Source organism: Mucilaginibacter pallidiroseus, from assembly GCF_007846085.1.
In the GTDB taxonomy this organism is placed as follows: domain Bacteria; phylum Bacteroidota; class Bacteroidia; order Sphingobacteriales; family Sphingobacteriaceae; genus Mucilaginibacter; species Mucilaginibacter pallidiroseus.
Genome location: NZ_VOEJ01000013.1, coordinates 23317 through 49254, shown reverse-complemented (window position 1 = coordinate 49254; position 25938 = coordinate 23317). Strand labels below are relative to the sequence as shown.

The following is a 25938-nucleotide window of genomic DNA, read 5'->3' as shown; positions in this document are numbered from 1 at the left end:
GCTGCTGCAAAAGATAAAGCCTCACCAGGTATTTGCAGCGGGCGACTTTGCCGACCCTAACGGGACGCACATCGTATGCTTCAACATTATCCTGGCTGCCTTAACCCGTTTGAAGGAAACCGAGGAATGGGTAAAGGACTGCTGGATGTGGCTGTACCGCGGTGCATGGCAGGAGTTTCCTACGCATGAGATCGAGATGGCTGTGCCGCTGTCGCCCGCCGAGGTGATCCGCAAGCGCCATGCCATCTTCAAGCACCAGTCGCAAAAGGATCTGCCTGTTTTCCCGGGTGATGATGCAAGGGAGTTTTGGGTACGTGCCGAGGACCGCAACCGCGAAACTGCCCAGTCTTATGACAAGCTTGGCCTTGCCGAATACGCTGCCATGGAAGCCTTCGTACGTTACGAGTTTTAACCAATACATACATTTCAACGCAAAAGAGCCGCTAATCTTAGCGGCTCTTTTGCGTTTTGCTGATTACAATGTAAGCCTAACGGCTTTCACAAACTACTTTTTAACAGCAGCCTGTGCCTTCTCGGCCATTTCCAGGTGATGCTGTAAAATTGGGACATGCTTTGCAGCAAATGCTTTGAATTCAGCATCCTTACCCTCGCTTGCTTCCTTTTTAAATTCCTCTATATCCTCTTTATGGTCTTTAACCATGTAGTCGGTATAAGCTTTATCGAACTCGCTGCCACTTAATTTGGCCATATCATCATAATCCTTTTGCTTATCGTTGCTTAGTATAGCCGGTAATGTAATCACTTTAGCCCCTGCTAATTCCATTAATTCTTTGTTTGCTTTGGAGTGATTTGTCACCATCATATCTGCGAACTGTTTTACTTCTGCAGATGCAGCCTTAGTCTTAGCAAGTTTGCCTAATTCAACTTCCAGCATACCACCGTTGGCTGCGGTAACCGCAAACTCAGCATCATCTTTAAGCTCGGTTGAATCTTTAGCTGCCAGTTCTTTTTTGTTACTGTCAAGCGCAGCATCTGTACTGCTGCTATTCTCTGCCTTTTGCTTGCATGATACCGCTGTAACTACCAAGCCGGCTAATAAAAGGTTAGATAAGTATTTCATAGTTATGAGTTTAATAACTACTATCCAACAACTGTGCCACCAAATAGTAATTACCCAACCATTATCGGAGCATATACTCAATTATTCTTTTCTCAGGTTCAAAGGGTGCAAGCTCATCCATTCCCATCGTATCTATTGCGAGAGCTATCAAATCTTCAAGACTCAGATCTTCCATCGATCCTTTCTCGTTTGCAAAATAACGGCCGGCATCAACTAACGCCTTCAAAGGTATCATCCCGATAAGCTCGCTGCCGGTAACTTTTACGCCGCGCTGGTTCGCACATTTTACAACCTCATCAAACGCAATATGTATTGGTGTAATATTAATATTTGTAAGGTTCATAGATACCTGCGCCTTGCCATATTCCTTGATATACCAGCCAATGGCTTTTACGCTTTTCAATGCGCCCGGTATTTGTTGGACAACGCCGTTATTATCGCGTACCTTCCGCCCGCTCTCGCGCACATCACAAGCTATTTCATGAGCCAAATCGGCATCTTCTGTATCGAGATTAACATTGTACGCAATTAAAAACTCACGTGCACCAATTACGGTAGCGCCGCGTTTTGCATCATAGTTAAGGGGTCCAAAATCTGGTTGCCAACCGGGTTGCTCTATCTTATCAAAAAATCCTTCATATTCGCCCCCACGTATTACAGAAAGATTGCTGCGCCTTTTATCAGGCTGAGATTCCTCGTATAAATAAATAGGGATATTAAGTTCTGCACCTACCCGTTTCGCCAACTTTTGGGCATACATAACCGTTTCGGCCATCGTAATATTGGCAATGGGGATCAACGGGCAAACATCTGTTGCCCCCATACGTGGATGCTCCCCCTTTTGGCTGCTCATGTCAATTAACTCTCCTGCCCTTTTTATGGCTAAAAAAGCAGCTTCAACAACAGCATCGGGCGGCCCAACAAAGGTCATTACCGTACGGTTAGCCGCTTTGCCCGGGTCTATGTTTAACAAACTAACGCCGGCAACGGATTTAATCGCCATTGCGATAGCATTTATAACACTTTCGTCTACCCCCTCGCTAAAGTTGGGTACACATTCAATTAGCTGATCCATTAACTTTCAGATCTGATTTTGGCACTTACTTTTGCAGGCAGGTCGGCCGGTTTAAAATTATCTTCAAGCGCAGTTATGGCTGGCAGTAACCCTTCCATACCCGGGTTGCTTTTGGTCATTTCGTCCATGCTTTCAGTTATCGCGTTCCATATCGGGAGTATCTGATTAAGGATAGCCTTGCCCTTTTCAGTCAATTGTACCAATTGCTTTCGTCCATCATCGGTGCTTACGGTGGTTTCTACTATATCTTTTGCCTTCAAATTGGTTATCAGCTGACTCGCTGCCGGGTGGGATACACCTGTTTGATCGCTCAATTCCCTTATGGAAAGTGAATCATTTTTTGACAACAGATAAAATACCGGGAACCAGCTTGCATCAAACTCAATATTTTCTGTTTGATAGATGCGATTAATTTCGGACAGGAAAGTTTCGCTCAGGCGCCTTAAACGGCTGCCCAAAACCAAGTAGCCGAGGCTTTGGTATAAATTCATTACGCAAGGTATATAAGTGCGTATAGAGATACAAATCTTAAATCGACGGATTATTGTTTAACTATGATGCTTGTCGCGATTGGCCTGTAATTTGTCGCTTCTACACCCGCGGGATCTGCCTATCCTTATTGATATTTGATCATAAACCTAAGAGTTATGGAAGACAAAAAATTTAACATCGAAATTGATGCGCCGCCATCAAAAGTTTGGGAAACACTTTGGGGCGACGAAACATACCCGCAATGGACAAGTCCTTTTTGCGAAGGTTCGCACGCGGTAACAGATTGGCAAAAGGGCAGCAAAGTATTATTTCTCGATCATAATAAAGATGGCGGAATTGCTATGATCGAAGATAAAAAGCCGAACGAATTTATGTCACTTAAAATGTTAGGCGAGGTGAAAGGCGGCGTTGAGGATTATGAGAGCGAAGCAGCCTGCGGTATGGCTGGGGGCTTCGAGAACTACACACTTACCGAGACTAACGGTAAAACCTATTTGGAAATACACATGGGCGGCACTGATTTCCCAAAGGAAATGATGGATTATATGTATGATGCCTGGCCCAAAGCCCTGCATGAACTTAAAAGAATAGCCGAACAAGATTAAGTACGTGTATCAACCATTTTACGCAAAAATGGCCTTTAAGTAACCTTTTAGGCTATTTTTGCTATATGAAAACACCTGCATTTATCCTCACCTTACTATTCGCTATCGCTGCAATGTGCAGCTACGCGCAAAAGATTGACACCATAAAAAAGGATGGTTACACCCTTACGGTATCCGGCAATGATGCCAGCTTTGACAATGGCCTGCGCCAAAAACTGATCAATACTTTTTTTGCGGTTTATCCTAAAATAGCCAAAGAGTACAACAAGAATACATCAAGAAACGTAAGCTTTTTTATTGATACGGCCTACAAGGGTGTCGCTGCCACCAGCGACGACCGTGTGTTATTCAGCGCTGCATATATGACCAAGCATCCGGGCGATATTGATGTAGTTACCCACGAGGTTATGCATATTGCCCAGGCCTACGGACAAACAAATGGCCCGTGGTGGATAACAGAAGGCATTGCCGACTATGTACGCAACCAATTTGGCGTGGCCAATCCTGCTGCAAACTGGAAACTGCCAGACTATAGCGCCAAACAAAACTACGATAACAGCTACCGTGTTACCGCCCGCTTTTTCACCTGGATTGAAAAGAAAGTTAAAAAGGGCTTTGTTAAGAAGATGGATAGCCTGATGCGCGATCATAAATACACAGACAACGCCTGGAAAGATATTACAGGCAAAACTGTAACCGAACTTTGGGCAGAGTATAGTGCAAATCCGGTTATATAAAATCCAATCATATATATGTCATTGCGAAGAGCGCAGCGATGTGGCAATCTCATCGCGTTTATAATAGCAAACGAGGAGATTGCCGCGCTAGCGCTCGAAATGACATGAATTTTGATTTTACAAAATACCTATAAACAAGAAAGGCTTTCCAATTCTGGAAAGCCTTTCTTGTTTATGTGCTTGGAAAGCTTACGAAGCGCTTAACGCTGCCGCACCACTCACAATCTCGGTAAGCTCGGTAGTGATGGCTGCCTGGCGCGCCTGGTTGTATGAAAGTTTCAGGGCTTTCAACAGGTCGCCTGCGTTTTCTGTTGCTTTGTCCATCGCGGTCATACGGGCACCATGCTCCGAAGCATGTGAGTCTAATACAGCGCGGTAAAGCTGGATCTTGATATTTTTAGAGATCAATTGCTCAACAATTTCCTCTTTTGATGGCTCGAGTATGTAGTCAACCTGGGTACTTTTGTTTTCGGTTTTCTCTTCTGGAGCTGGCACAGGCAATAACTGCTCTGTAATTAAATGCTGAATGGCGGCATTACGGAAGTGGTTATACACCAACTCTACACGGTCATACTGACCATTCAAAAAGCCGTCCATTATAGCCTCAGTAATTTTTGATGTGTTGGTAAAATTCAGATCGAGGTAAAGATCATTATTGTTACCCACCACATTGTATTTACGACGCTGATAAAATTCCTGCGCTTTTTTACCTATAGCTACAATTGATACATTGCCTGCCTTTAACTGCTCGCCGTATTTCTCGGCAATAATGTTATTGGCAGTTTTAATTGCATTGGCATTGAAAGCACCAGCCAAACCACGGTTTGATGTTACCACAACAACCAAAACACGTACAGGCTCACGCTTTTGCAGGAACGGAGATGCTCCATCCTCTAAACTTGCAGACAGGTTAGCCAACAAATCTTTTAGCTTGTAGGCGTAAGGGCGCAATTGTACGATAGCATTGGTCGCTCTTTTTAACTTAGCTGCCGAAACCATTTTCATGGCTTTGGTGATCTGCTGGGTTGAGCTTACAGATGATATACGGTTTCTTACTTCTTTTAAATTAGCCATTCTTGACGATGTGCAAATTTTAGATGTGCAAATGTGCAGACTGCACTACCACACGGTGTTATGTTTATTTATGAACAGATTTCAGCTGTACCATCATTTGCACATCTGAAATCTGCACATCTGAAATTTAGTAATTAGCCGATAGCTCTTTAGCAACTGTTTCCAGCACGCCGGTTAGCTGATCGTCAAACTTACCTGCTTTAAGGGCTGCAAGCACTTCAGGGTGGCGCAGCTCAAGCTGGGTAGTAAATTCAGTTTCAAACTCTCTTACTTTGTTTACAGGCACATTACGCATTAGGTTTTTGGTACCTAAGTAGATAATAGCAACCTGTTTTTCAACAGATACCGGAGAGTACTGGCCTTGTTTAAGCATCTCAACGTTACGTGCACCTTTGTCGATCACGTTTTTAGTTGAAGCATCCAAATCCGAACCAAATTTAGAGAAAGCCTCTAACTCGCGGTATTGAGCCTGGTCAAGTTTCAAGGTACCGGCAACCTTCTTCATTGATTTGATTTGTGCGTTACCCCCTACACGTGATACCGAGATACCTACGTTGATAGCCGGACGGATACCTGCAAGGAATAAGTTTGATTCAAGGAAGATCTGACCATCGGTAATTGAAATTACGTTGGTCGGGATATACGCTGATACGTCGCCCGCTTGTGTTTCAATGATAGGCAACGCAGTTAATGAACCACCACCTTTAACAATATCTTTGATAGATTCCGGAAGGTCATTCATTTGCTTGGCAATCTCATCATTCGTGTTGATTTTAGCGGCACGTTCCAATAAACGGCTGTGCAGGTAAAATACGTCACCAGGGTAAGCCTCACGGCCCGGTGGACGACGAAGTAATAATGACACTTCGCGGTAAGCAACAGCCTGTTTAGACAAGTCATCATAGATGATTAAAGCAGGGCGGCCTGTATCACGGAAGTACTCACCAATTGCAGCACCTGCAAACGGAGAGAAGAACTGCATGGTAGCAGAGTCTGACGCGTTTGCTGCAACAATGATAGAGTAAGGCATAGCACCTTTTTCTTCCAAAGTACGCACAATGTTAGCTACGGTAGAAGCTTTTTGGCCGCACGCAACATATATACAGATAACCGGCTGGCCGGCATCATAAAATTCTTTTTGGTTGATGATGGTATCAATACAAACTGCAGTTTTACCGGTTTGGCGGTCACCAATAACCAACTCACGCTGACCACGGCCGATAGGGATCATCGCATCAATAGCTTTGATACCGGTTTGCAAAGGCTCGGTTACCGGCTGGCGGTAAATAACACCGGGAGCTTTACGCTCCAAAGGCATTTCATAAGTTTGGCCTACGATTGGGCCTTTACCATCAATTGGGTTACCCAAAGTATCAACAACACGGCCAAGCATGCCTTCGCCAACGTTTATTGATGCAATGCGATTGGTACGTTTAACGGTATCACCTTCCTTAACATCGTCAGATTTACCCAACAATACCACACCCACGTTATCCTCTTCAAGGTTAAGTACGATACCTTGCAAGCCTGTACCAAATTCAACAAGCTCGCCTGATTGTACTTTTGATAATCCGTAAACGCGTGCAATACCATCACCCACCTGGAGTACGGTACCCACTTCTTCTAATTCAGATTCTGACTTGAAGCCGGCCAACTGCTGACGCAAAATTGCTGATACTTCGTCTGGTCTTACCTCTACCATTTTTAAATTTATTTGGAGTTTGTATTTCTGTTATAACACTGCCTGTGCGGCAAAATCTTTTTTCAACTTTTTAAGGCTGCTTAATACGCTTGTATCAAGTTGCCTGTCGCCAACGGTTAACACAAAACCACCTATAAGAGCGGGATCAACCTTAGCGTGTAATTGTATAGTACCACCAATTGCATTTTGCAGCTCTCTAGCTATGACATCCTGGTTAGAAGCCGATAATGGGCTTGCCGACACAACCACAGCTTTGGTGATATGCATTTTGGCGTTATACAATTTAACATATTCAGTAGCGGTGGTGTACAACACTTCGCCACGGCCTTTATCAACCATCAGCTTAAAAAAGCCAATTGTTGCATTGTTAACCTTACCTGCAAAAATAGCGTCAAGTATATTGGTTTTTTTGCCTTGTGCTACAACCGGATTACCCAAAACGGCTTTCAATTCCGGATTGGCTTTAAGTGTGTGTATAAACAAATCCATATCAGCCTTTACCGCATCAACAATATTTTGTTCCTGCGCAAGGTCGATAAGCGATTTGGCGTACCTGGTACCTACTGTTACTTCTGACATATATTCTTTGAATAGTGCGTAGTGAGCGGTTCAGTTGTGAGTGGTTTAACTACTCACTATTCTCCAATCACTAATCTCTAAATTATAACTTCACTTCTTTTAACAACTGTGATACCAGCTCGTCTTGTTTCTGCTGATCGGCCAGTTGCGTCTGCAAAATTTTCTCAGCAACCTGGATAGAAAGCGTAGCAACCTGGTTTTTCACATCAGCCATTGCAATAGCTTTTTGGTTGTTGATCTCAACGCGGGCAAGCTCAATCTGGCGGGCACCTTCTTTTTGCGCTGCTTCCTTAGCATCAGCAATAATCTGATCTTTCACCTTCTTGGCTTCAGACAAGATCAAATCGCGCTCGGCACGTGCCTGTTTAAGCAATGATTCATTCTCACTGGTCAAGCGGCCCATTTCTTCTTTAGCTGCCTCAGCTTTGGTTAAAGCATCTTCTATAGAACGCTCACGGTCGTCAATAGCGCCCATGATTGGTTTCCAAGCAAATTTAGCCAGTAAAAAGAACAGTATTAAGAATGATACGGTGGTCCAGAATACAAGGCCAATTTCGGGAGTAACTAATTCCATTTTATATATAATAAATTTTTAAGCGTCAATCTCTTTAATAACCTTATCTGCCGCCAACCGCTGCAGATAAGGTTAAAATTTTTCTCTCCGGGATTATTTCAAGCCCAGGAATGATACAACCACACCAAACAAAGCAGCACCCTCGATAAGAGCGGCAGCGATGATCATTGCAGTTTGGATTTTTGAAGCAGCTTCTGGCTGGCGAGAAATACCTTCCATGGCTTTACCACCTACCTGACCGATACCGATACCAGCACCGATTACTGCTAAACCTGCACCAAGTGCAGCAATACTTCCAATCATTGTTTTAAATTTAAAGTGAATATATATTATATAGTTATTTACAAATTTTAGTGATGGTGCTCCTCAATTGCTGTACCGATAAACAAAGCGGTAAGCAACGTAAAGATGAACGCCTGCAGTGCAGCAACCAATAGCTCAAGCACGTCCATGAAAACCACAAACGGAACAGAAACTACTGATACATACGCACTCTTGAATACAAATATCAAAGATATTAAGCTTAATACGATAATGTGACCTGCAGTGATGTTGGCAAACAAACGGATCATCAAAGCGAAGGGCTTTGAAATGATACCTACCAGCTCAACCGGCCACATAATAGGGTACAACCACACCGGTACATCTGGTGCAAAAATGTGTTTCCAGTAATACTTGTTACCGTTAACGTTTACAATAATCAACGTAATAAATGCAAGTACAAATGTTACTGCAATGTTACCAGTTAAGTTGGCACCACCCGGGAAAAACGGAACCAAACCAATAAGGTTATTGATCCAGATAAAAAAGAATATGGTTAACAACAACGGCATAAAGCGCTGGTAACGGTAACCAATATTAGGGCGGGCAATATCGTCACGAACGAAAAGGATAACCGGCTCCAAAAATGATTGCAAACCTTTTGGCGCTTTACCTTCACGTTTTTTGTAGGCTGCAGATACGCTGAAGAAAATAATAAATAATAATACTATTGAAAGCCACATGCTGGCTACGTTACGGGTGATTGAAAAATCAACCAGTTTACCGTTGGGTTTCAATACAGTAGCAGCAGCAGATAAATCAGAACCTTCGCCAACGATATGTACTTTATCTTTTACTAAACGATATGTATAATATTTACCCTGATAATCGGCGTGGCCGTGCTCAAATTTTGATGCAGAAAAAGTCTCGATACCTTTATCAGTGTAAAGTATAACAGGCAACGGAATTGAGGTAGTGCCCCAAAGGTGTAAACTGTGCGAATCGGCAATGTGCTCAAGTATAACTTCACTCGGATTAAACGCTTCCTCTTCGTGCTCGGTTGCGGCGGCGGCTTCATGCGCTTCTTCGTGCTGTATCGCAAAAGTTTTACAAGTGCAAAAAGTCAAAAAAACGCCTAAAATGACACTTAGAGCTATTTTTTTTGAATTCAAAATGTGGCTTAAATACATTGAATGAGTGTTTTTTACTTTCAATTTTGGTTGCGCAAGTTACGCAACAAAACGTAAACTTCAAAGGCAGTATTTAGAAAATATAAATATGTAAAATTGGCCATAAACACCCTGTTGTCAATGTGTATTTTTAACACAAAAATCAGGGCGAAAGCCATACTTCCGATCATTTTAACTATGGTCATGATCAGGAAAATCTGCGCATACATTGCGGGATTGAGGTATTGCACTACAAAGATGCCGGAAATAGCAATAAAAGTGAGCCCTGAAATGAAAGCAAATAACACCCAAAACTTAGGCACAAGCCAGCCCGAATAGCTTGAATTACTGAGCCATAACGGGCCCGCCGCAAGCAAAATAATAAATAAAAAAAATAATAAAAATGCTTTAAGCGGCCTCATGCTTTTACCGACCTGATAACAAGGTACAACGAAACAAAAACACCCACCAGTGAGAGGGCTGCGGTCACCCATTTTACATCGTGCCCCGTAGCTTCATCAATTTTGTAACCGGCAAAAGCAAAAACACCTATTACAATAATCATCTGGAAGGCAAGCCCGGTGTATTTGGCATAGGCATTAACACCTTTGCCGCCGCTGTTCTGGTTCTGTTCATTTTCTGCCATCCCGCAAATTTATTAAACCTATTGCATAATGTTTAGTAAATTAGCGATGCTTTATACCAAGCTGCAAATTAAACCTATTAAGAATACCTTGCGACGCCTCCTTCTACCTCATGTTTCAAAGTTATTTTATATACAAGTTAGCGTTGTATTGTTAATTGTTGCCGGGTGCTCGTTGGAAAAAAAAAGCGGCCTCAACCGTAATCTGCAAAACCTTACGGCCAAATACAACATTCTTTTTAATGCAAACGTGCTGCTGCGCGAAAAGCAGGATGCGTATGCAGCCGCGTATGTTGATGATTACAGCGAGTTACTTGCCGTTTATCGTGACACCATCACACAGTCTGCGGAGCCGGACCCCGACCTGGAACTTGTAAAAACCAAAGCCAATAACATCATCAGCCTGAAAGAGCAAAGCCACTATGTAGGTAATGGTTACCTGCTGCTGGCGAAAGCCAATTACTTGCAGGCAAACTATTTTGACGCTGTTGAATATAGTAGCTATGTAATACGTTCATTCCCCGAAAATAAGGAACTGCAAACAGAAGCCACCGTTTGGAAGGCTCGTGCATTGCTATACCTTAAGAAAAACGACGAAGCCAAACACGTGCTTGATACGGCGCTGCTCAACATCGACCCAAAGAAAAAACCCGACGCTAACATTTATGCAACGCGCCTGCAGTACGACATCAATACGCAAAATTATGCCGAGGGCGAAGAGATGGCAAAGCAGGCAATTGAATATAGCCGCAACAGCATGGAACGCCTCCGCTGGACATTTATCTTAGGCCAGCTACAGGAACTCAACAACAAACCGGGTGATGCCATTGCCAGTTATGCACGGGTGGCCAATAGCAATGTAGCATTTAACATGGCCTTTAACGCCCAGCTTAACCGCATCCGGATAGAGGACCAGCAAAATGGTGTAAAAATAAGCCGGATAGACCGGCTGCGCTCGTTGCTTAAAAACTCTAATAACAAAGAATTTATCGATCAGATTTATTTCCAGATAGCCGAAATGCAAATGATAGATAAGGATATCGACAAGGCCATCAATAACTATAACCTTTCGGTGAGGTACAGCGCAACCAATCAGGCGCAAAAGTCGCTGTCATATTTGCGCTTGGCCGATATCTATTTTAAAAACAAAGCAGATTACGCTAAGGCAAAAAACTATTACGACAGCACGCTTTTAACCATGTCGCCAAATTATATTGGCTACGCCTCCATTAAAAAGAAGGCAGATAACCTGCAACTCCTGGCCGACAGGTTGCAAACTATAGCCCGCGAGGATACCCTGCAAATGCTGGCCCGCATGGATGAAGCCGCACGCAATAAAAAAATTGATGAGATGGTGAACCGCAATACGCTGCAACAACAGGCAGCGGCCGTGAGTGTTGCCAACGCCAATGTCGATCCATTTGTTAATGACGTTGCCTCACCACAGCAAAGCACGCCAAACGGCAGCAGCTTTTACTTCTATAACAGCAATGCCGTGAGCACCGGCTTTACAGATTTTAAACGCGTTTGGGGAAACCGCCGTTTGGAAGATAACTGGCGACGTGGCAGCAGATCAGGCGGTGACATTGCTGCCAATACACCGCCACCAACTACGCCCCAAAATACCGATCCTGATGCCCTGCCCGACCCGCTGAAGCGTAGCCCCGACCAGGTAGATGCTACACAGTTTCGCCAGGATATCCTACAAAATCTGCCGCTTAACGCTGCACTGCTGGCACAATCAAACGACAGGATTTACAGTGCGTATCTTGATATTGCCAATTTTTACCGCGACGTGCTGGAAGACAGGAAAGAGGCAATCGCTGTTTACGAAACCCTCACCAAGCGCTTCCCCAATAATCCTAACGCCGCAGCGGTTTATTATAACTTGTACCGCTTGTACAGTGAGCAGGATGCCGCACGGTCCGACCAATATAAAGCCATCTTGCTCCGCGATTACAAGGAAACCCCTTTTGCAAAAACCATTCTCGACCCGGACTACAGCCGCCGCCTGAGCAATGAGGACAATGGATTCAGCATCCTATATAATAAGATATATGACCTGTATGTGTCGCGCCAGCATAGCCAGGTTATTACGCAGGCTGCTACTCTGCTTCAGCAGTATCCGAATAACAGGTATGCTGCGCAGTTGCAATACTTAAAAGCATTTGCTGCAGGCCATCAGGAAAAATTAGCCCCGTTCCAGGCAGACCTACAGTTCATAGCATCTACGTACCCGGACGATAAATTGATAACTCCTTTGGTAAACCAACACCTGGCATATATAAATGTAAACCAGGCCGAACTTGCTGCGCGGCCCATAGTGCTTACAGAAAAGGATGCTAATGAACCTGGCTTTACTATCCCGATAGTTTACCAGCAGAAAACAGAATACCGCTACCCATCCTTAGGCGAGACAGAGATAGTGCCTGATGTGCGCAAGCCGGAAGCAAAACCTGTTGAAAACCTACAGGCTGCTCAAAATGTAAATCAAAAACCTGCCATTAGCAGTAAAACAGATTTGCCTAAAAATATAAATGCGCCATCTATAATTCCAAAAACTGAGCCTTTGGCACCGGCGGTTACCGAAACACCGACACCTGTTGCTGCGCCTCCAAAAAAACCAACTTATGCGTTTAACGAGCTCGACAGCACCAACTACTACTTTGTGGTAAATGTTAGCAGCGGCACAACTAATGTGGCATCGTCACGTTTTGGCATTGGGCAATTTAACAGGGTAAATTTTGAGCGCGATGCCATCAAACATCAGCTGCGTACTGCCGGGCAGGATAATCAACTTATATTTGTGGGCCGCTTTTATAACCTCAATAATGTAAAGGATTATGCCCGGGCAATTGTGCCTTTGCTGCCCGATATTATGAAGGTACCCAAGGATAAATACAGCTTTTTTATAATAACCCAGGAAAATCTGAATAAATTAGCCGACAAAAAAACATTGGATAGCTACATTGAGTACTATCAACAAAATTTCTGACACACATGGCTGTAAAATTACTGCAACAGGATATAAAACGTTATAACTGGTATATATGGCGTTTCGTTATCGGCTGTATTGCACTTCTTTCTATAATGATCCTGCTTATTGCTTTCCAAGTATTTGGACCGCTGCCATCGTTCCGAGAGCTGGAAAACCCTAAAAGTGATCAGGCATCGCAGGTAATCTCTTCAGACGACCAAGTTATAGGCAAATACTTTGTAAAAAACCGCACAAGTGTTACGTATAAACAAATATCGCCAAACATCATCAACGCGCTTATAGCCACCGAGGACACCCGCTTTTACCAGCACTCAGGTATTGATTTCCAGCGTACTTTTAGTATAGTACTTTACAATCTTATTGGTAAAAAGCAAGGTGGCAGTACCATCACACAACAGTTGGCGCTCAATTTATTTTCGGAGAGGTCGCGCAATCCTTTTAAACGTATCCTGCAAAAATTACAGGAGTGGATAACCGCTGTGAAGCTCGAACGTAACTACACCAAGGAAGAGATACTAACCCTTTACCTTAATACAGTAGACTTTGGTGCTTACAATACTTTCGGCATCAGCTCGGCATCGCGCACTTATTTTAACACCACGCCGGATAAGCTTACGCCCGACCAGGCTGCTTTATTGGTAGGTATGATAAACGGCCCCGGTATTTACAACCCTATCAATCATCCCGAAAATGCCACAAACCGCCGCAACTTTGTGCTTAGGCGCATGGGCGAAGAAGGTTTTTTGAGCACAGGCCAAGCTGATGAATTTAAACAAAAACCACTTGGGCTTATCTTCCACCCTATTGATCATAATGAGGGGATGGCCACCTACTTTAGGGCGGTATTGAAAAAAGAAATTCAAAAACTTTTGGTTGATAAAGAGATCATGAAACCGGACGGCACCACGCCTTACGATCTTGACCGAGACGGACTGAAAATATATACCACCATAAATGCCACCATGCAGCAGTACGCCGAAGAAGCCCAGCAGGAATATATGCGTAAGCTACAGGCACAGTTTAACGCTCATTGGAAAGGTATAAGCTTATGGAAAAGCATCCCTACGTTTAAGACCCTGCTTGACAGGGGCATGAAACGTTCCGACCGTTACATCGCCCTTAAACAAAGCGGTGCATCTGACGAGGAAATACAAAAAGACTTTGAGACGCCTGCCAAGATGAACATCTTTACCTGGCGCGGCGATATAGATACAGTGATGAAGCCTATCGACTCAATAGTGTACAACAAAATGATGCTGCGTAACGCCATGATGAGTATGGACCCAACTACCGGCTACATTAAGGCTTGGGTGGGCGGCACCAACTTTGAGCACTTCAAATATGACCAGGTGAAAATGGGTACCCGCCAGGTAGGTTCAACTGCCAAGCCATTTACCTATGCCGTTGCGATAGATAACGGGTTCTCCCCTTGTATGCAGATTGCTAATGAGCCTATTACTATTACCGGCTACGGCGCACCGTGGAGCCCACGCTCATCTCCTACAGAAACATTGCCGGGTGTAATTACTTTGCGTACTGCCCTTGCCCGTTCGCAAAACTGGGTAACTGCCAATATTATGGACCAGGTGAAACCGCAGCCTGTTGTTGACCTGATCAAAAAAATGGGTATAACCAGCACTGTGCCGCCATACCCGTCTATTTGTTTAGGTACGTTTAATGCTTCGGTATTTGATATGACAGGCGCTTACTCGGCATTTGCCAACGAGGGCCTTTGGACAGAGCCAACATACCTTTTGCGCATCGAAGATAAAAACGGCAACGTGCTATACAACAATACACCAAGAGTTGTGCAGGCCTTAAACCCGCAATCGGCTTATGTAATGACCTATATGCTTAAGGGCGTGGTTGACGAGGGTACTGGTTACCGCCTGCGCCGCGATTATAAATTGATGAACCCTATAGGCGGCAAAACAGGTACTACAAATGATAACTCCGATGGTTGGTTTATTGGCATTACCCCGCAACTGGTAACCGGTGTATGGACAGGTTGCGAAGACCGCGACATCCACTTCCGCTCTACCCGTTTAGGCGAGGGTGCAAACACCGCCTTACCTATTTTTGCCCTGTACATGAAAAAAGTGTACGCAGATACCAAACTTGGCGTTAAAAAGAATGTTGACTTTGCACCGCCAAAGTCGGGGGTAGCCATAACACTCGACTGCAGCGTTTACAGCCAACAGCAAAAAGGCACCGGCGAGGTGGAGAAGAAACTGGATTTTTAGTGATGTTCATTAGCTCATTTGTTTAATAGTTTATTGGTAAATGTATGGCTTACTACAATCTTGAGGAACTTGAAGTTTACCAACTATCTGAAAATTTTGGCGATGAAGTTTGGTTCTTAATTCAGGATTGGGACTATTTTGCTAAGGACACTATTGGAAAACAGTTGGCCAGATCATCAGATTCAATTGCGGCAAATATCGCCGAAGGTTACGGCAGATATCATTATAAAGAGAATAGAAATTTTTGTTTTTTCAGTCGTGGCTCCATATTGGAAACCAAAAAGCTGGCTCAAAAGAGCCAAAAACAGAAATTTAATAAGTGAAAAAAAGTTCAATACGTTGTTTGAAAAGCTTCAGACCATTCATTTAAAGCTTAATACGTATATAAAGTTCATTGGTAAAACAAGTGTAAAAACAGGCACTAATTAACCAATGAGCCAACGAACGAGTGAACGACAAATGGAGAAATTTGATTACAGAGAAGCTTTAAAAAATATCCCTCACAAACCTGGGGTTTACCAATACTGGGATAGTGAGCGCGAACTGATATACATTGGTAAGGCTAAAGACCTGCGCAACCGCGTCGGCTCATACTTTAATAAGGACACACAGATCAATGCTAAAACGCGCGTGCTGGTGTCCAAGATCCGCAATATTACTTTTACCATTGTTGATACCGAGGTAGATGCCTGGTTGTTGGAAAACAGTCTGATTAAAAAGCATCAGCCGCGATACAATGTGATGCTCAAGGATGATAAAACCTATCCGTGGATCATCATCAAAAACGAAAATTACCCACGCATTTACTGGACACGCCGCATCATCCGCGATGGCTCCAAATATCTTGGCCCTTATGCATCGGTAAGCATGATGCATACCATTTTGGGGCTTATTAAAGACACCTATCCCCTGCGTACCTGCAGCCTTCCACTAACACGCCAGAATATAGAAAAAGGGAAGTTTAAGGTTTGCCTTGAATACCAGTTAGGCAACTGCAAAGGCCCCTGCCAGGACTTTCAGTCGGAAGCTGATTACGACCAGAGCATAGAAGAGATAAAAGACATCCTGAACGGTAAAATAGGCGCTGTACTGCGCAAGATGAAGGCTGAGATGGATAAGGCCGCTACCGATTATAACTTTGAACTGGCACACCGGCTAAAGCGCAAGTACGATTTGCTGGAAAACTATCAAAGTAAGTCGACAGTGGTAAACTCATCAATTACAGACGTGGATGTTTTCAGCATCGCTTCAGAGGAAAAATACGCATTTGTAAACTTCCTGAAAGTGATGAATGGCACAATCATCCAAACGCAAACCATTGAACTTAAAAAGCGATTGGACGAAAGCGATGAAGAACTGCTTACCATTGCAATCAGCGAGTTCCGCACGCGGTATAACAGTCACTCAAAAGAGATCATTGTTCCTTTTGATATTGATCTTGACGACCCTTCACTGAAGTTTACAGTACCCAAACTTGGCGAAAAACGCAAGCTGCTCGATCTGTCGCAAAAAAATGTGATGTTCTTTAAAAAGGAAAAGATCGACCAGTACGAAAAATTGAACCCCGAGGTGCGTATTGAACGTTTGCTTACGCAGATGATGAAGGACTTGCGCATGAATCAATTGCCGCGTCATATTGAGTGTTTTGATAACTCAAACTTTCAGGGTAAATACCCGGTGTCGGCCATTGTAGTGTTTAAAGATGCAAAGCCTTCTAAAAAAGACTATCGCTTTTTCAACGTAAAAACGGTTGAGGGTCCAAATGACTTTGCCACCATGGAAGAGGCAGTGCACCGCCGCTATCGCCGCATGCTCGATGAAGGGACCGAATTACCGCAACTCATTATTATCGACGGTGGTAAGGGCCAGCTATCATCGGCCATGAAAAGTTTAAGGCTGCTGGGTATAGATAAACAGGTAACCGTAATTGGTATTGCCAAAAGGCTCGAGGAGCTTTTTTATCCAGGAGACCAGTATCCGCTTTATTTAGATAAGCGTTCAGAAACACTTAAGGTAATTCAGCAGCTGCGCGATGAGGCCCACCGCTTTGGTATTACCGCCCACCGCAAAAAGCGCGATAAGGGCACCTTGGCTACCGAACTGGAACTGATTGGCGGCATAGGCAAAACTACTTCCGAGAAATTACTTAAGTACTTTAAGTCGGTTAAGAAAATTCGTGAGGCAACAGAAGTAGAACTGCAGGAAGTAGTCAACCTGAAACAGGCAAAGGCAATAATAGCCTACTTTAAACCCGAGGTAAGTGAGACAACAGGGTTGCCGGGCGTCATTTAAAACTCTACTCAAAAAAGTCATGCTAAACTTGTTTCAGCATCCCGCGTGCTAAGTAATGACCTGCACTTGAATGACCTTCCTCGTGAGATGCCGATATGCATCGGCATGACCGTAGATTAACAAAAAGTCATGCTGAACTTGTTTCAGCATCTCAGGTGCTAAGTAACGCTTCGCAAGGGTTTTTGAACAAAAAAGCCCGCTTGCATTGACAAGCGGGCTTAATATTGTTAAAAAGGGGCAATTACTCGCCGTATCGCCAAAGGTTAAATTCCCAATCCATCAGGTTCTTTTTAATCCTTTCAGATTCATAAAGTTTATCAATCCCTTGGGCGTAATCGCGGATACGCTCATCCTTATCGTTAGATTGCTTAACAATGTAGCTGTTAAAAATACGCTTAACAAATACGTCGTCATAGCTTAAACCCGTTGCATCATTGTTACGGCTAACGGCCTCTTTGGTTGCCAAAACCTGCCTTGCTTCAGGGAAATATACCCAAAATGCAGGCTGATAATCCAAATCCAAACCAGCAGCTTTAGGTTTAATTAACGGCGCTATACCAATGATGCGTGGCTCAAAAATTGAACGCTGTTTATCAAATACCCAATCCTCTTTAATACGGAACTTAACAACGCTGTCGGGGTTAAATTCGCCGGCTTGTATAGACGAGCCAATTTTGTTACCGTCTTTATCAAACTTATCAACTACCGCACTATCAGACATTCTCGAACGTGCGCCGCCAGCTGCCAAAGGCCTTGTGAAACCATCGCCTCCCGGATCATCCTTGGTGGCAGTTGGGTCGTAAGCGGTAAGTTCTCCTGCATCAATGGCATTCAACAAAATATCGATAAGTCTTTGCTTAGGCGAACCCATGTATTGGTTCATCTTTTCGCGCAGATCTATCTCGCGCCATACACGTTTAGCAAACATTACATCCGCCTCGCGCAGGTTAGCGTAAGGCGTAACCCTGGCGCTTAATATGTTATTCTTTTTGTAATAACCATCTAAAGGGCGGTCAAAAGGCTTTGCAGCTTTGGTAGTTGTATCCGGGGCTTGCAAGTTTGACGAAGTTGTGGCGCCGCCAGCCTGCAGTTGCCTTGAGGCAGCAGCTTTTTGCGCCTGCGCTCTTTTAGCCGCAGTACTGGTATTTGCCCGCCTGGTTGTTCTGCGCCTGGTTTGCGCAAAAGATGCGCTGCAGGCAATACACAGAACAACTATCAAAAATTTTGTCTTCATAATGCTTTAATTAGCTCTTAAAACAATTGCATCAAGCCCGCGCTGTGTGCCATCCGGGCCAACAGCTACAATATCCTGGAATACAACCGTACTACCTGGTGTGATGCCCGCCATAGCCGCTTTCATAGCACCAGAAAGTTCGCCGCCGGTAGTTGATTGTGTTATAGCATCCTGGCGTGGTTTTATAATAATCAATGTAAAACGTGTTACATTAAATTTAGCATCAAAATCAAATCCGTCAAGCTTGGCAAAAAGCCTGTCCTGCGCACGCAGGTTGGCTGCGCTGGTGTTACCACCGCTTTTGCCTGCAAACATCGGCTTAGGATCGGGAATACGCTTTACACGGAACTCAGATGTGCCTAAAACCATTCCTTTTTCGCCTGTTACGGTTACTTTGGCAGTACCAAGGCTGCTAACAGTAGCGGTGTAATGGCCATTTGAACCGCTAACAGATCCTCCGCTCATGCTAACCTTAACACTTTCGCGAGGTACACCCGGCGCAGATACCGATAATGGATTCGGCACACCTATATACAATACGTTCATCTTATCGGGTGATACAACTGCTGATGGTTTTGCCACCATATAGCTGCCGCTGATAGGATAAGTTTTTGGCGGGCCTTCAACCTGTTTAACAGATAATGAGCCAGTCCAGGTACGTAAACCTTCGCCGCTTGTGGTCACAGTATATGTACCCACACCATTTGAGGTAGGTACCGATGAGCCGCCAACGGTAATTGCTGGATTTGAGTTAGCATCGTAAGCCGTTAAATAGATCTCAGCTTTGTATTGCTGACCTGCAAGCACATAGCTGCTTGGTGCTACGGCAACAGCCCTGAACTGGTTTAACGTAACCTGCGCTTCATCAACTTTGCCCAATAACTTTTTCACTACCTCGCTTTCGGCGTTTTTATTATCAGCCTGGATTTTAGCCAACGTTGTCAAAGCAGCTCCTAAAGGGATGCCTTCGCCAAAGTAAGCCTGCTGCCATGTTTTCTGCTGATAGCCCGGGCGCGATGGCAGGTTATCGGCATTCAAAGAAAAGTTTACGCCCTCACCGTCTTTGCCCAAAAGACCAAGCAATTTTTCGCGGGTAGCTACAATCTTATCCTTTAATACATCAGCTTTTTTACCGTTTATCATCACTTCAGATGATATGTCAAGGCTTTCGCGCGCGTCAACGTCATCAATATCGGCATTAAAACCACCACCTTTTTTTATAAGTTCGGCTTTTAACTCCTCTATATATGCATTAAGTTCATCTGCAATTTTACTTGCCTGTTTTGCCTTTGCCAGTAACTGGCCGGCCTTTTCGGGCTGCTCTTTCAGTTTGCTCGATTCAAAGGCGCTGTAAGTAGTTTTTAAACTATTAGTAACGTTACCCCTTGATGCATCCAAACTCCTTGTTATATTTTTAAACGAATCCAGTAAGCTGTCTGGCACGTTCAGGGCTATAAGCCCTAATAGTACCAGGTACAAAATACCTATCATTCGCTGTCTTGGGGTTTCTTTACCTCCGGCCATTCTCTTGTCCCTATTTTGCTCGTGTTAAATAAATATGTTAGCTAACGCGGGGTTGGTTCATTGCTGTAAGCATGTTACCATAAATAGCGTTTAATGACGATAGGTTTTTAGCCAGGCGGCCTACCTCATCTTTAAACTGTTTCGAATCTTCTAACGACTCGTTGAAGTTATTCATGGTTAATGACAGGTTTTGATAAAACTTGTTCATTGATTTTAAATGCGCGCTTGAATCTTGCAATTCCAATTCGTAAACTGCATTAAGGGCCGACAGGTTTTTAGCCAAGCTGTTAACCTGATCGTGATAAGCCTTTGAATCAACGTTCGAATTGGCCATTTCTGTTAAGTTTGCAGATGCCTTTTCAAATGATGCACTTAAGTTATCATAGCTTGCAGTAGCCTGTTTCACTTTGTTAGTGAAAGCAATGGTCGCTTCGCCAGCATCAGTTACTTTTGATATAGCGGCAACCTTATCACCAAATGTACGTAAGCCATCGCCTAAGCTGCCGATAAGCTCGGGGCCTATTTTAGCGTCGCTAAGCATTTTGTCCAAAGCAGCGGTATTTGAAAACGCAGGCGCAGCTGCAGCTACAGGCCTTGCGGTTGCTTTTGGCAATTCGCCGTTAAAATCTTCATCAAGCTCTGGATACGCACGTGTCCAATCGATGTCTTTTTCCTCTCTCTGAAAACCAAGTATAAAAAACAATACCGCCTCTGCGATCAAACCAACAGAAATGAAGGTTCCGCCGTAAGGCCAGTGCTGAATTTTAAAAAGAAGACCAATAATAACAATGGTTGCTCCCCATGATACGATATTCCCAATTCCAAATGGTTTTTTCTTCCCAGCCATAAATTTTAATAGTATAGTACGTTGATTGATTAGTTTTTGATAGATTGATTAGCGTTTGTCTTTGATATCACGACCAAGGTAGTGTGTTACACAACGGAAACCGATGTATGACTTTGCGGTATCCTGGTACTCAAAGCTGCGTGTAGCGTTTTGAAGAAAATAGCCAACATCCTTCCATGAGCCGCCGCGTACCACTTTACGCTTCAACACTTCAGGATCATTTGCTTTTGCCTCGTAATTAAATGTAGGGGAAAGATCATGAACAAATGTAGACGCCGACTCATCATAGGCTGATAAAGTCCACTCGGCTACGTTGCCGGCCATATTGTAAAGGCCAAAATCGTTAGGGAAATATGACCTGACGTTTACGGTATAAGCACCGCCGTCATCAGTATAGTTACCGCGGCCTGGTTTAAAGTTGGCCAACAGGCATCCTTTTGCATTTTTTATGTACGGCCCACCCCATGGGTAATCGGTACCAACACGGCCACCACGCGCCGCATATTCAAATTCAGCTTCATTCGGCAGCATAAAAGGTGGGTTAGCATCCTGTTTGCGGGCATGGCGAGCGCCTTCCATAAGGCGTGTGCGCCATACGGTAAATGCTCTTGCCTGGCGCCAGGTAACACCAACAACCGGATAATTGCGATAAGCCGGGTGCGAAAAATAGCCCTCAACCATCGGCTCATTTGCCGCGTATGAAAAGTCATTCAACCAAACCAGGGTATCAGGATAAACAGCAACTGTATCACGGAAGATGAAGTCCGAACGTCTTTTGGTTTTATCGTTACGAAGATTTGATGCATCGCGCAGGGTGAATAATGCGTAGTTGTATTTAAGCATCCGCACATCAACTTCATTTCGGTCAAACACACGGTCGTCGCCCTGGTAATAAATACCCTGTAATTTTTGAGCGTTACCTGCAGCGCCACGGTTGCGGGTAGAGAAAGGCGGATTTTTTTCTACGTACTTCCAGTCGATAAATTTTTTACCATTTGCATCCGCAGCTACAGCGCCACGTTTAGGCTGCATGTAATATTTTTGATCGTTAAGGTAATTGGTAATAGCTATTGAGTCGCGTACCCAGTTTACAAACTGCTTGTATTTGGTATTTGATATTTCTGTTTCGTCCATAAAAAATGGCGGAACAGTAACCTGCCTGGTTTGAGAAGTTTGGGAAAAAGTTACATCCTGATCGGTTTGGCCCATCAAAAAAGTACCGCCTTTGATGTAAACCATATTTAAAGGTATGGTTGTTCTGAAAGGACGCTGGCCCCTTACGCCGGTAACTTCGCCCCTGTCGCCGCCCGAACCGATGCCGCAACCAGATAAAATAATACCCGCAAATAATGCCGTCAAAAAGTATAATTGTTTCATCTTCAATCCAAAAGTCTGTACACGCTAACTGTTAATACGAACAGAAATATATGCCCGAATATATTAAAAATACATTAAGCAAGGGCAAAATTTGTTGGCAATAACAGTTAAACTCACAATTAAGAAAATATTTTAAGCGGCTGCTACCGCAAGGAATGACCAAACAAACAAAAAGTTTTCGTCGTCCCTTAATATTTTTCCTCTTTATACGATAAAATTAACTGTTTGGTTGCAGCAAGGATAAAAAGATGTAAGCGCTTATTTATTAGCCAGTTTTACATACTGGTCAATAGCCATTGTCATAGACGGCGCGGCAGGGGTAGGTGCCGGTATATCAAGAATTAAACCGGCTTGTAAAACAGCTTTGTGCGTAGTTGCGCCGAAAGCTGCAATACGGGTATTATTCTGTTTAAAGTCGGGGAAGTTTTGATATAAAGACTGTATGCTCGACGGACTAAAGAAGGCAATAACGTCATAAAAAACATCGGCCAAATCGCTTAGGTCGCTGCATACTGTGCGGAAGAGCACGGCAGGCGTAAAATTATAGCCATTATCAAGCAAAAACTTTTGCGTTTCTTCGGCCGCAACGTCCGAGCAAGGGTATAAAAATTTCTCGTTGTTGTGTTTTTTAAGCACCTCTGCCAAATCTGCAGCGGTTTGCTTACCGAAAAATATTTTACGCTTACGGTATTGAATATACTTTTGAAGATAAAGGGCAATGGTTTCTGAAAGGCAAAAATACTTCATTTCTGCAGGTACCTCGAAGCGCATTTCCTCGCAAATGCGGAAAAAATGATCGGCAGAATTACGGCTGGTAAAAATCACAGCGGTAAAATCGGCCAGATTAATTTTTTCCTTACGAAAATCTTTCGCGGGCACACCCTCAACGTGAATAAAAGACCGGAAGTCTATTTTCAGATTGAGTTTTTTTGCCAACTCAGCGTATGGGTTTTTATCATTTTCAGGTTTTGGCAAGGTAACTAAAATGCTCTTAACCTTTTTTCTTCTGTCTTCCAATGCTATATTATTACTACCTAAATCCGATATTAAGTGCCTTAATTAGTATTAAAATAGGGCAAATTTCGAGGGCACAAAGATACACAAATAAATAAAACTTGTGAAATCGGAAATTAGAAATGATGCCTACGCTACTGCGCAAATACTGCCAAACAAAAATTACGATGACCAACAATAATGTTATTACAAGCAAATAAGGTATAAACTTATCGGCAATGAGGCTAAAGCACAGCGCTACAGGCAAAAAAACAAACGTTATATTAAAATAAGTTAGTGAAAGTGCCCGGATATACTCACTTACCAACTTGCTGATATCAAACACGAACCCTAAAAATTTCAGCACCAAAAACTTGCTTGCAAACAGCGTGATGATAACTACCGACAAAGTAAAAAACAACTGGACACCAGCCACGGTGTAATACACTTTGTAATACCCATTTGTGAGCAGGTACAGGAATATACCCGAGGTAAATCCAAACAGTAAGAACAAACCTATAAATGTCCACGCGTTTATCGGGCTGTCTTCCTTACCCGCGGCATTGCCGGTGCGCCTAACGTAAAACGACTGGAATACGCTGCGCATATCCTTGGTAGAGGTTATATTAAGAGCCGAAGTAAATAACAAAAGCGCAATAATAACGGCAATTACCCAGGCATCACGCGTGGGCCGGTTGTGCCCGTAGCCTTGTATACTTTTTGATTTAAGACTAAGATCGAGATAGTGATTCCCCTTGTAAACGTTGGCCTTCAAAATGCTGTCTACATATAAATTGGGGCGTGCAGCATCCGGCGCAGCAACATACACCATGTTTAATGAATCGGATATTTGCTGCTGCCGCAATTCGGCAGCGTGTGCAACGGAGTCAAGAAAAGGTAAAGGGCCGGTGAAACGCCTGCGTACTACCGGTGCCGTGTCTGCCGTTGCTTGCTCATCCTGATCGGCAGTGCTGTCGGGCTGCTGTGCATAGGCAAAACTGAGGCAACAAAGCATTAACAATAGTAAACTGAACAAACGCCGCATAATTGGCCGCAAAATTACGCAATAATTAGAGTAAGCGAAATATTAACTAAGTCAAACGTCCCTTATATCAAAGCTTTGTGTTATTTAAATTAATAATGCGATTTTTGCGCAATGGCGGGGATCTATCTACATATACCATTTTGCAAACAGGCATGCCACTACTGCGACTTTCATTTCAGTACGTCGGCACGCTATAAAGATGAAATGATACTGGCCCTGCAACAAGAGCTTTTTTTGCAAAAAGCCTACCTCCAAAATGAAACTGTAAAGACGATTTATTTTGGTGGGGGCACACCATCAGTATTATCTGCAGATGAAGTTTCCGGCCTTATTGATAGCGTTGTATGTATGCACAACGTAGCGCCCGATGCCGAAATAACTCTTGAGGCGAATCCTGACGACCTGGACCAGCAAAAGGTTAAAGCTTTACGCCAAACGCCTATCAATCGCTTTAGCATTGGCATTCAATCTTTTTTTGATGAAGATTTGGCTTGGATGAATCGCGCACATCGCGCCCATGAGGCCGAAGCCTCGGTTAAGCGCGTTCAGGATGCCGGCTTTGAAAACATCACTGCCGACCTGATTTACGGATACCCTTTACTTTCCGATGCAAAGTGGAAACACAACCTGCAAAAGATGTTTGATTTGCAGATTCCGCACCTGTCTGCTTACAGCATGACGGTAGAGCCACAAACTGCCTTAGCTGCCTTTATCAGTAAAAAGAAACAGCCACCCATGAATGAGCAGCAAAGCGCAAACCAGTTTATACTGATGCTTGATGCCATGGAGGCAAATGGCTTTGAGCAATATGAAATTTCGAATTTTTGCAAACCGGGGCATTATTCGCGCCATAACTCCAACTACTGGCGTGGCGTAAACTATCTGGGCGTGGGCCCATCGGCACATTCATTCAATGGTGCAACACGCCAATGGAATATTGCTAACAATTCAAAATATATTGCTGAAATAACCGTCGGCAACCTTCCGGCCGAACAGGAACTACTTACAGAAACCAATCGGCTTAATGAATATATTATGACGGCTCTACGCACGCAATGGGGAATCAGCCTTACCAAGCTTGATGAATTTGCAATGGGTGCCGCTGCTATTTTACTTGCCAATGCCCAAAAACACATTAGCGAAGGCCGCATTATTAAAGATAACAGTTGCCTTAAATTGAGCAGGCAAGGCAAGCTGTATGCTGATAACATAGCCGCAAGCCTGTTTTTTGACGAGCAATAACCAGCTATAGCACTGAGTTGTATAATTTTTTTGTGCTTTAGAAAACCGCCTCTCAGATATCGGCGTATCTTCTATTAAACAACAAACACCTTAAGATGAAGTAAAAACATTGCGCTACCGGTAAAATAAAAAACGCGCAATTGAACCAGCT

At 43.7% G+C, this 25938-nt stretch carries 24 protein-coding genes and 1 pseudogene; 9 read left to right on the top strand and 16 right to left on the bottom strand.

Annotation, left to right across the window (positions count from 1 at the left end):
- Positions 1-412, top strand: a pseudogene (locus FPZ43_RS19150) (glucosamine-6-phosphate deaminase); the annotation flags it as partial.
- Positions 413-505: 93 nt separating this feature from the next.
- Here FPZ43_RS19150 and FPZ43_RS19145 read toward each other — a convergent pair.
- From FPZ43_RS19145 to FPZ43_RS19135, 3 genes are all read right to left on the bottom strand, one after another.
- A complete protein-coding gene (locus FPZ43_RS19145; protein ID WP_146383543.1) occupies positions 506-1081 on the bottom strand; it encodes a DUF4142 domain-containing protein in 576 nt (191 codons plus the stop codon).
- A gap of 61 nt (positions 1082-1142) precedes the next feature.
- Positions 1143-2156, bottom strand: coding sequence for a glutamate formimidoyltransferase (ftcD, locus tag FPZ43_RS19140; RefSeq protein ID WP_146383542.1), 1014 nt, complete (start codon positions 2154-2156; stop codon positions 1143-1145).
- Positions 2156-2647 (bottom strand): MarR family winged helix-turn-helix transcriptional regulator, encoded by a 492-nt coding sequence (locus tag FPZ43_RS19135; RefSeq protein ID WP_146383541.1) that lies wholly within the window; start codon positions 2645-2647, stop codon positions 2156-2158. Before FPZ43_RS19135 ends, ftcD begins: the two co-directional genes overlap by 1 nt.
- Positions 2648-2803: 156 nt before the next feature.
- Here FPZ43_RS19135 and FPZ43_RS19130 point away from each other — a divergent pair, with 156 nt between their 5' ends.
- Together FPZ43_RS19130 and FPZ43_RS19125 are read left to right on the top strand one after the other, a co-directional pair.
- Positions 2804-3253: an SRPBCC domain-containing protein gene (locus FPZ43_RS19130; RefSeq protein WP_146383540.1), complete on the top strand. Its 450-nt coding sequence runs from the start codon at positions 2804-2806 to the stop codon at positions 3251-3253.
- Between the two features lie 65 nt (positions 3254-3318).
- Positions 3319-3990, top strand: coding sequence for a basic secretory protein-like protein (locus tag FPZ43_RS19125; protein ID WP_146383539.1), 672 nt, complete (start codon positions 3319-3321; stop codon positions 3988-3990).
- Between the two features lie 189 nt (positions 3991-4179).
- Here FPZ43_RS19125 and atpG read toward each other — a convergent pair whose 3' ends face one another.
- The 6 genes from atpG to atpB form a co-directional block, all read right to left on the bottom strand.
- On the bottom strand, positions 4180-5064 hold the full coding sequence (gene atpG / locus FPZ43_RS19120; protein WP_146383538.1) for an ATP synthase F1 subunit gamma: 885 nt from the start codon (positions 5062-5064) through the stop codon (positions 4180-4182).
- A gap of 127 nt (positions 5065-5191) precedes the next feature.
- Positions 5192-6766 carry a F0F1 ATP synthase subunit alpha gene (atpA, locus tag FPZ43_RS19115; RefSeq protein ID WP_146383537.1) on the bottom strand — a complete coding sequence of 525 codons (1575 nt, stop codon included), beginning with the start codon at positions 6764-6766 and terminating at the stop codon, positions 5192-5194.
- 30 nt (positions 6767-6796) lie between these two features.
- Positions 6797-7345: an ATP synthase F1 subunit delta gene (gene atpH / locus FPZ43_RS19110; protein WP_146383536.1), complete on the bottom strand. Its 549-nt coding sequence runs from the start codon at positions 7343-7345 to the stop codon at positions 6797-6799.
- 82 nt (positions 7346-7427) lie between these two features.
- The gene (locus FPZ43_RS19105) at positions 7428-7919 is read right to left on the bottom strand and encodes a F0F1 ATP synthase subunit B (RefSeq protein WP_146383535.1); all 492 of its coding nucleotides are present in this window, start codon (positions 7917-7919) and stop codon (positions 7428-7430) included.
- 93 nt (positions 7920-8012) lie between these two features.
- On the bottom strand, positions 8013-8222 hold the full coding sequence (gene atpE / locus FPZ43_RS19100; RefSeq protein ID WP_022830206.1) for an ATP synthase F0 subunit C: 210 nt from the start codon (positions 8220-8222) through the stop codon (positions 8013-8015).
- A 47-nt stretch (positions 8223-8269) separates the two neighbouring features.
- Entirely contained in the window at positions 8270-9370 is a 1101-nt protein-coding gene (atpB, locus tag FPZ43_RS19095) for a F0F1 ATP synthase subunit A (RefSeq protein WP_146383534.1), read from the bottom strand.
- 183 nt (positions 9371-9553) lie between these two features.
- Here atpB and FPZ43_RS19650 point away from each other — a divergent pair, with 183 nt between their 5' ends.
- Positions 9554-9688 (top strand): hypothetical protein, encoded by a 135-nt coding sequence (locus FPZ43_RS19650; protein ID WP_261381151.1) that lies wholly within the window; start codon positions 9554-9556, stop codon positions 9686-9688.
- Positions 9689-9767: 79 nt separating this feature from the next.
- Here the strand turns inward: FPZ43_RS19650 and FPZ43_RS19090 are convergent, their stop codons facing one another.
- The gene (locus FPZ43_RS19090; RefSeq protein WP_146383533.1) at positions 9768-9995 is read right to left on the bottom strand and encodes an AtpZ/AtpI family protein; all 228 of its coding nucleotides are present in this window, start codon (positions 9993-9995) and stop codon (positions 9768-9770) included.
- A gap of 28 nt (positions 9996-10023) precedes the next feature.
- Between FPZ43_RS19090 and porW the strand changes: the two genes are divergently transcribed.
- The 4 genes from porW (at position 10024) to uvrC (ending at position 17525) form a co-directional block, all read left to right on the top strand.
- A complete protein-coding gene (gene porW, locus FPZ43_RS19085) occupies positions 10024-12987 on the top strand; it encodes a type IX secretion system periplasmic lipoprotein PorW/SprE (protein ID WP_146383532.1) in 2964 nt (987 codons plus the stop codon).
- Positions 12988-12992: 5 nt separating this feature from the next.
- Entirely contained in the window at positions 12993-15233 is a 2241-nt protein-coding gene (locus FPZ43_RS19080; RefSeq protein WP_146383531.1) for a penicillin-binding protein 1A, read from the top strand.
- Positions 15234-15277: 44 nt separating this feature from the next.
- A complete protein-coding gene (locus tag FPZ43_RS19075) occupies positions 15278-15556 on the top strand; it encodes a four helix bundle protein (protein ID WP_146383530.1) in 279 nt (92 codons plus the stop codon).
- Between the two features lie 136 nt (positions 15557-15692).
- A complete protein-coding gene (gene uvrC, locus FPZ43_RS19070; protein ID WP_146383545.1) occupies positions 15693-17525 on the top strand; it encodes an excinuclease ABC subunit UvrC in 1833 nt (610 codons plus the stop codon).
- Between the two features lie 241 nt (positions 17526-17766).
- Here the strand turns inward: uvrC and porN are convergent, their stop codons facing one another.
- The 6 genes from porN to FPZ43_RS19040 form a co-directional block, all read right to left on the bottom strand.
- Positions 17767-18759 carry a type IX secretion system ring subunit PorN/GldN gene (gene porN, locus FPZ43_RS19065; protein WP_146383529.1) on the bottom strand — a complete coding sequence of 331 codons (993 nt, stop codon included), beginning with the start codon at positions 18757-18759 and terminating at the stop codon, positions 17767-17769.
- A gap of 6 nt (positions 18760-18765) precedes the next feature.
- Complete coding sequence (gene porM, locus FPZ43_RS19060) at positions 18766-20283, bottom strand: type IX secretion system motor protein PorM/GldM (RefSeq protein WP_146383528.1); 1518 nt, start codon at positions 20281-20283, stop codon at positions 18766-18768.
- Positions 20284-20320: 37 nt separating this feature from the next.
- Positions 20321-21130: a type IX secretion system motor protein PorL/GldL gene (gene porL, locus FPZ43_RS19055; RefSeq protein ID WP_146383527.1), complete on the bottom strand. Its 810-nt coding sequence runs from the start codon at positions 21128-21130 to the stop codon at positions 20321-20323.
- A 48-nt stretch (positions 21131-21178) separates the two neighbouring features.
- Positions 21179-22507, bottom strand: a complete 1329-nt coding sequence (gene porK / locus FPZ43_RS19050; RefSeq protein WP_146383526.1) for a T9SS ring complex lipoprotein PorK/GldK — start codon at positions 22505-22507, stop codon at positions 21179-21181.
- Positions 22508-22765: 258 nt separating this feature from the next.
- Positions 22766-23530 carry a uroporphyrinogen-III synthase gene (locus FPZ43_RS19045; protein ID WP_146383525.1) on the bottom strand — a complete coding sequence of 255 codons (765 nt, stop codon included), beginning with the start codon at positions 23528-23530 and terminating at the stop codon, positions 22766-22768.
- A 7-nt stretch (positions 23531-23537) separates the two neighbouring features.
- Positions 23538-24536: a DUF4271 domain-containing protein gene (locus FPZ43_RS19040; RefSeq protein ID WP_186461906.1), complete on the bottom strand. Its 999-nt coding sequence runs from the start codon at positions 24534-24536 to the stop codon at positions 23538-23540.
- Between the two features lie 120 nt (positions 24537-24656).
- Between FPZ43_RS19040 and hemW the strand changes: the two genes are divergently transcribed.
- Entirely contained in the window at positions 24657-25787 is a 1131-nt protein-coding gene (gene hemW / locus FPZ43_RS19035; RefSeq protein WP_146383523.1) for a radical SAM family heme chaperone HemW, read from the top strand.
- Positions 25788-25938: the final 151 nt, after the last annotated feature.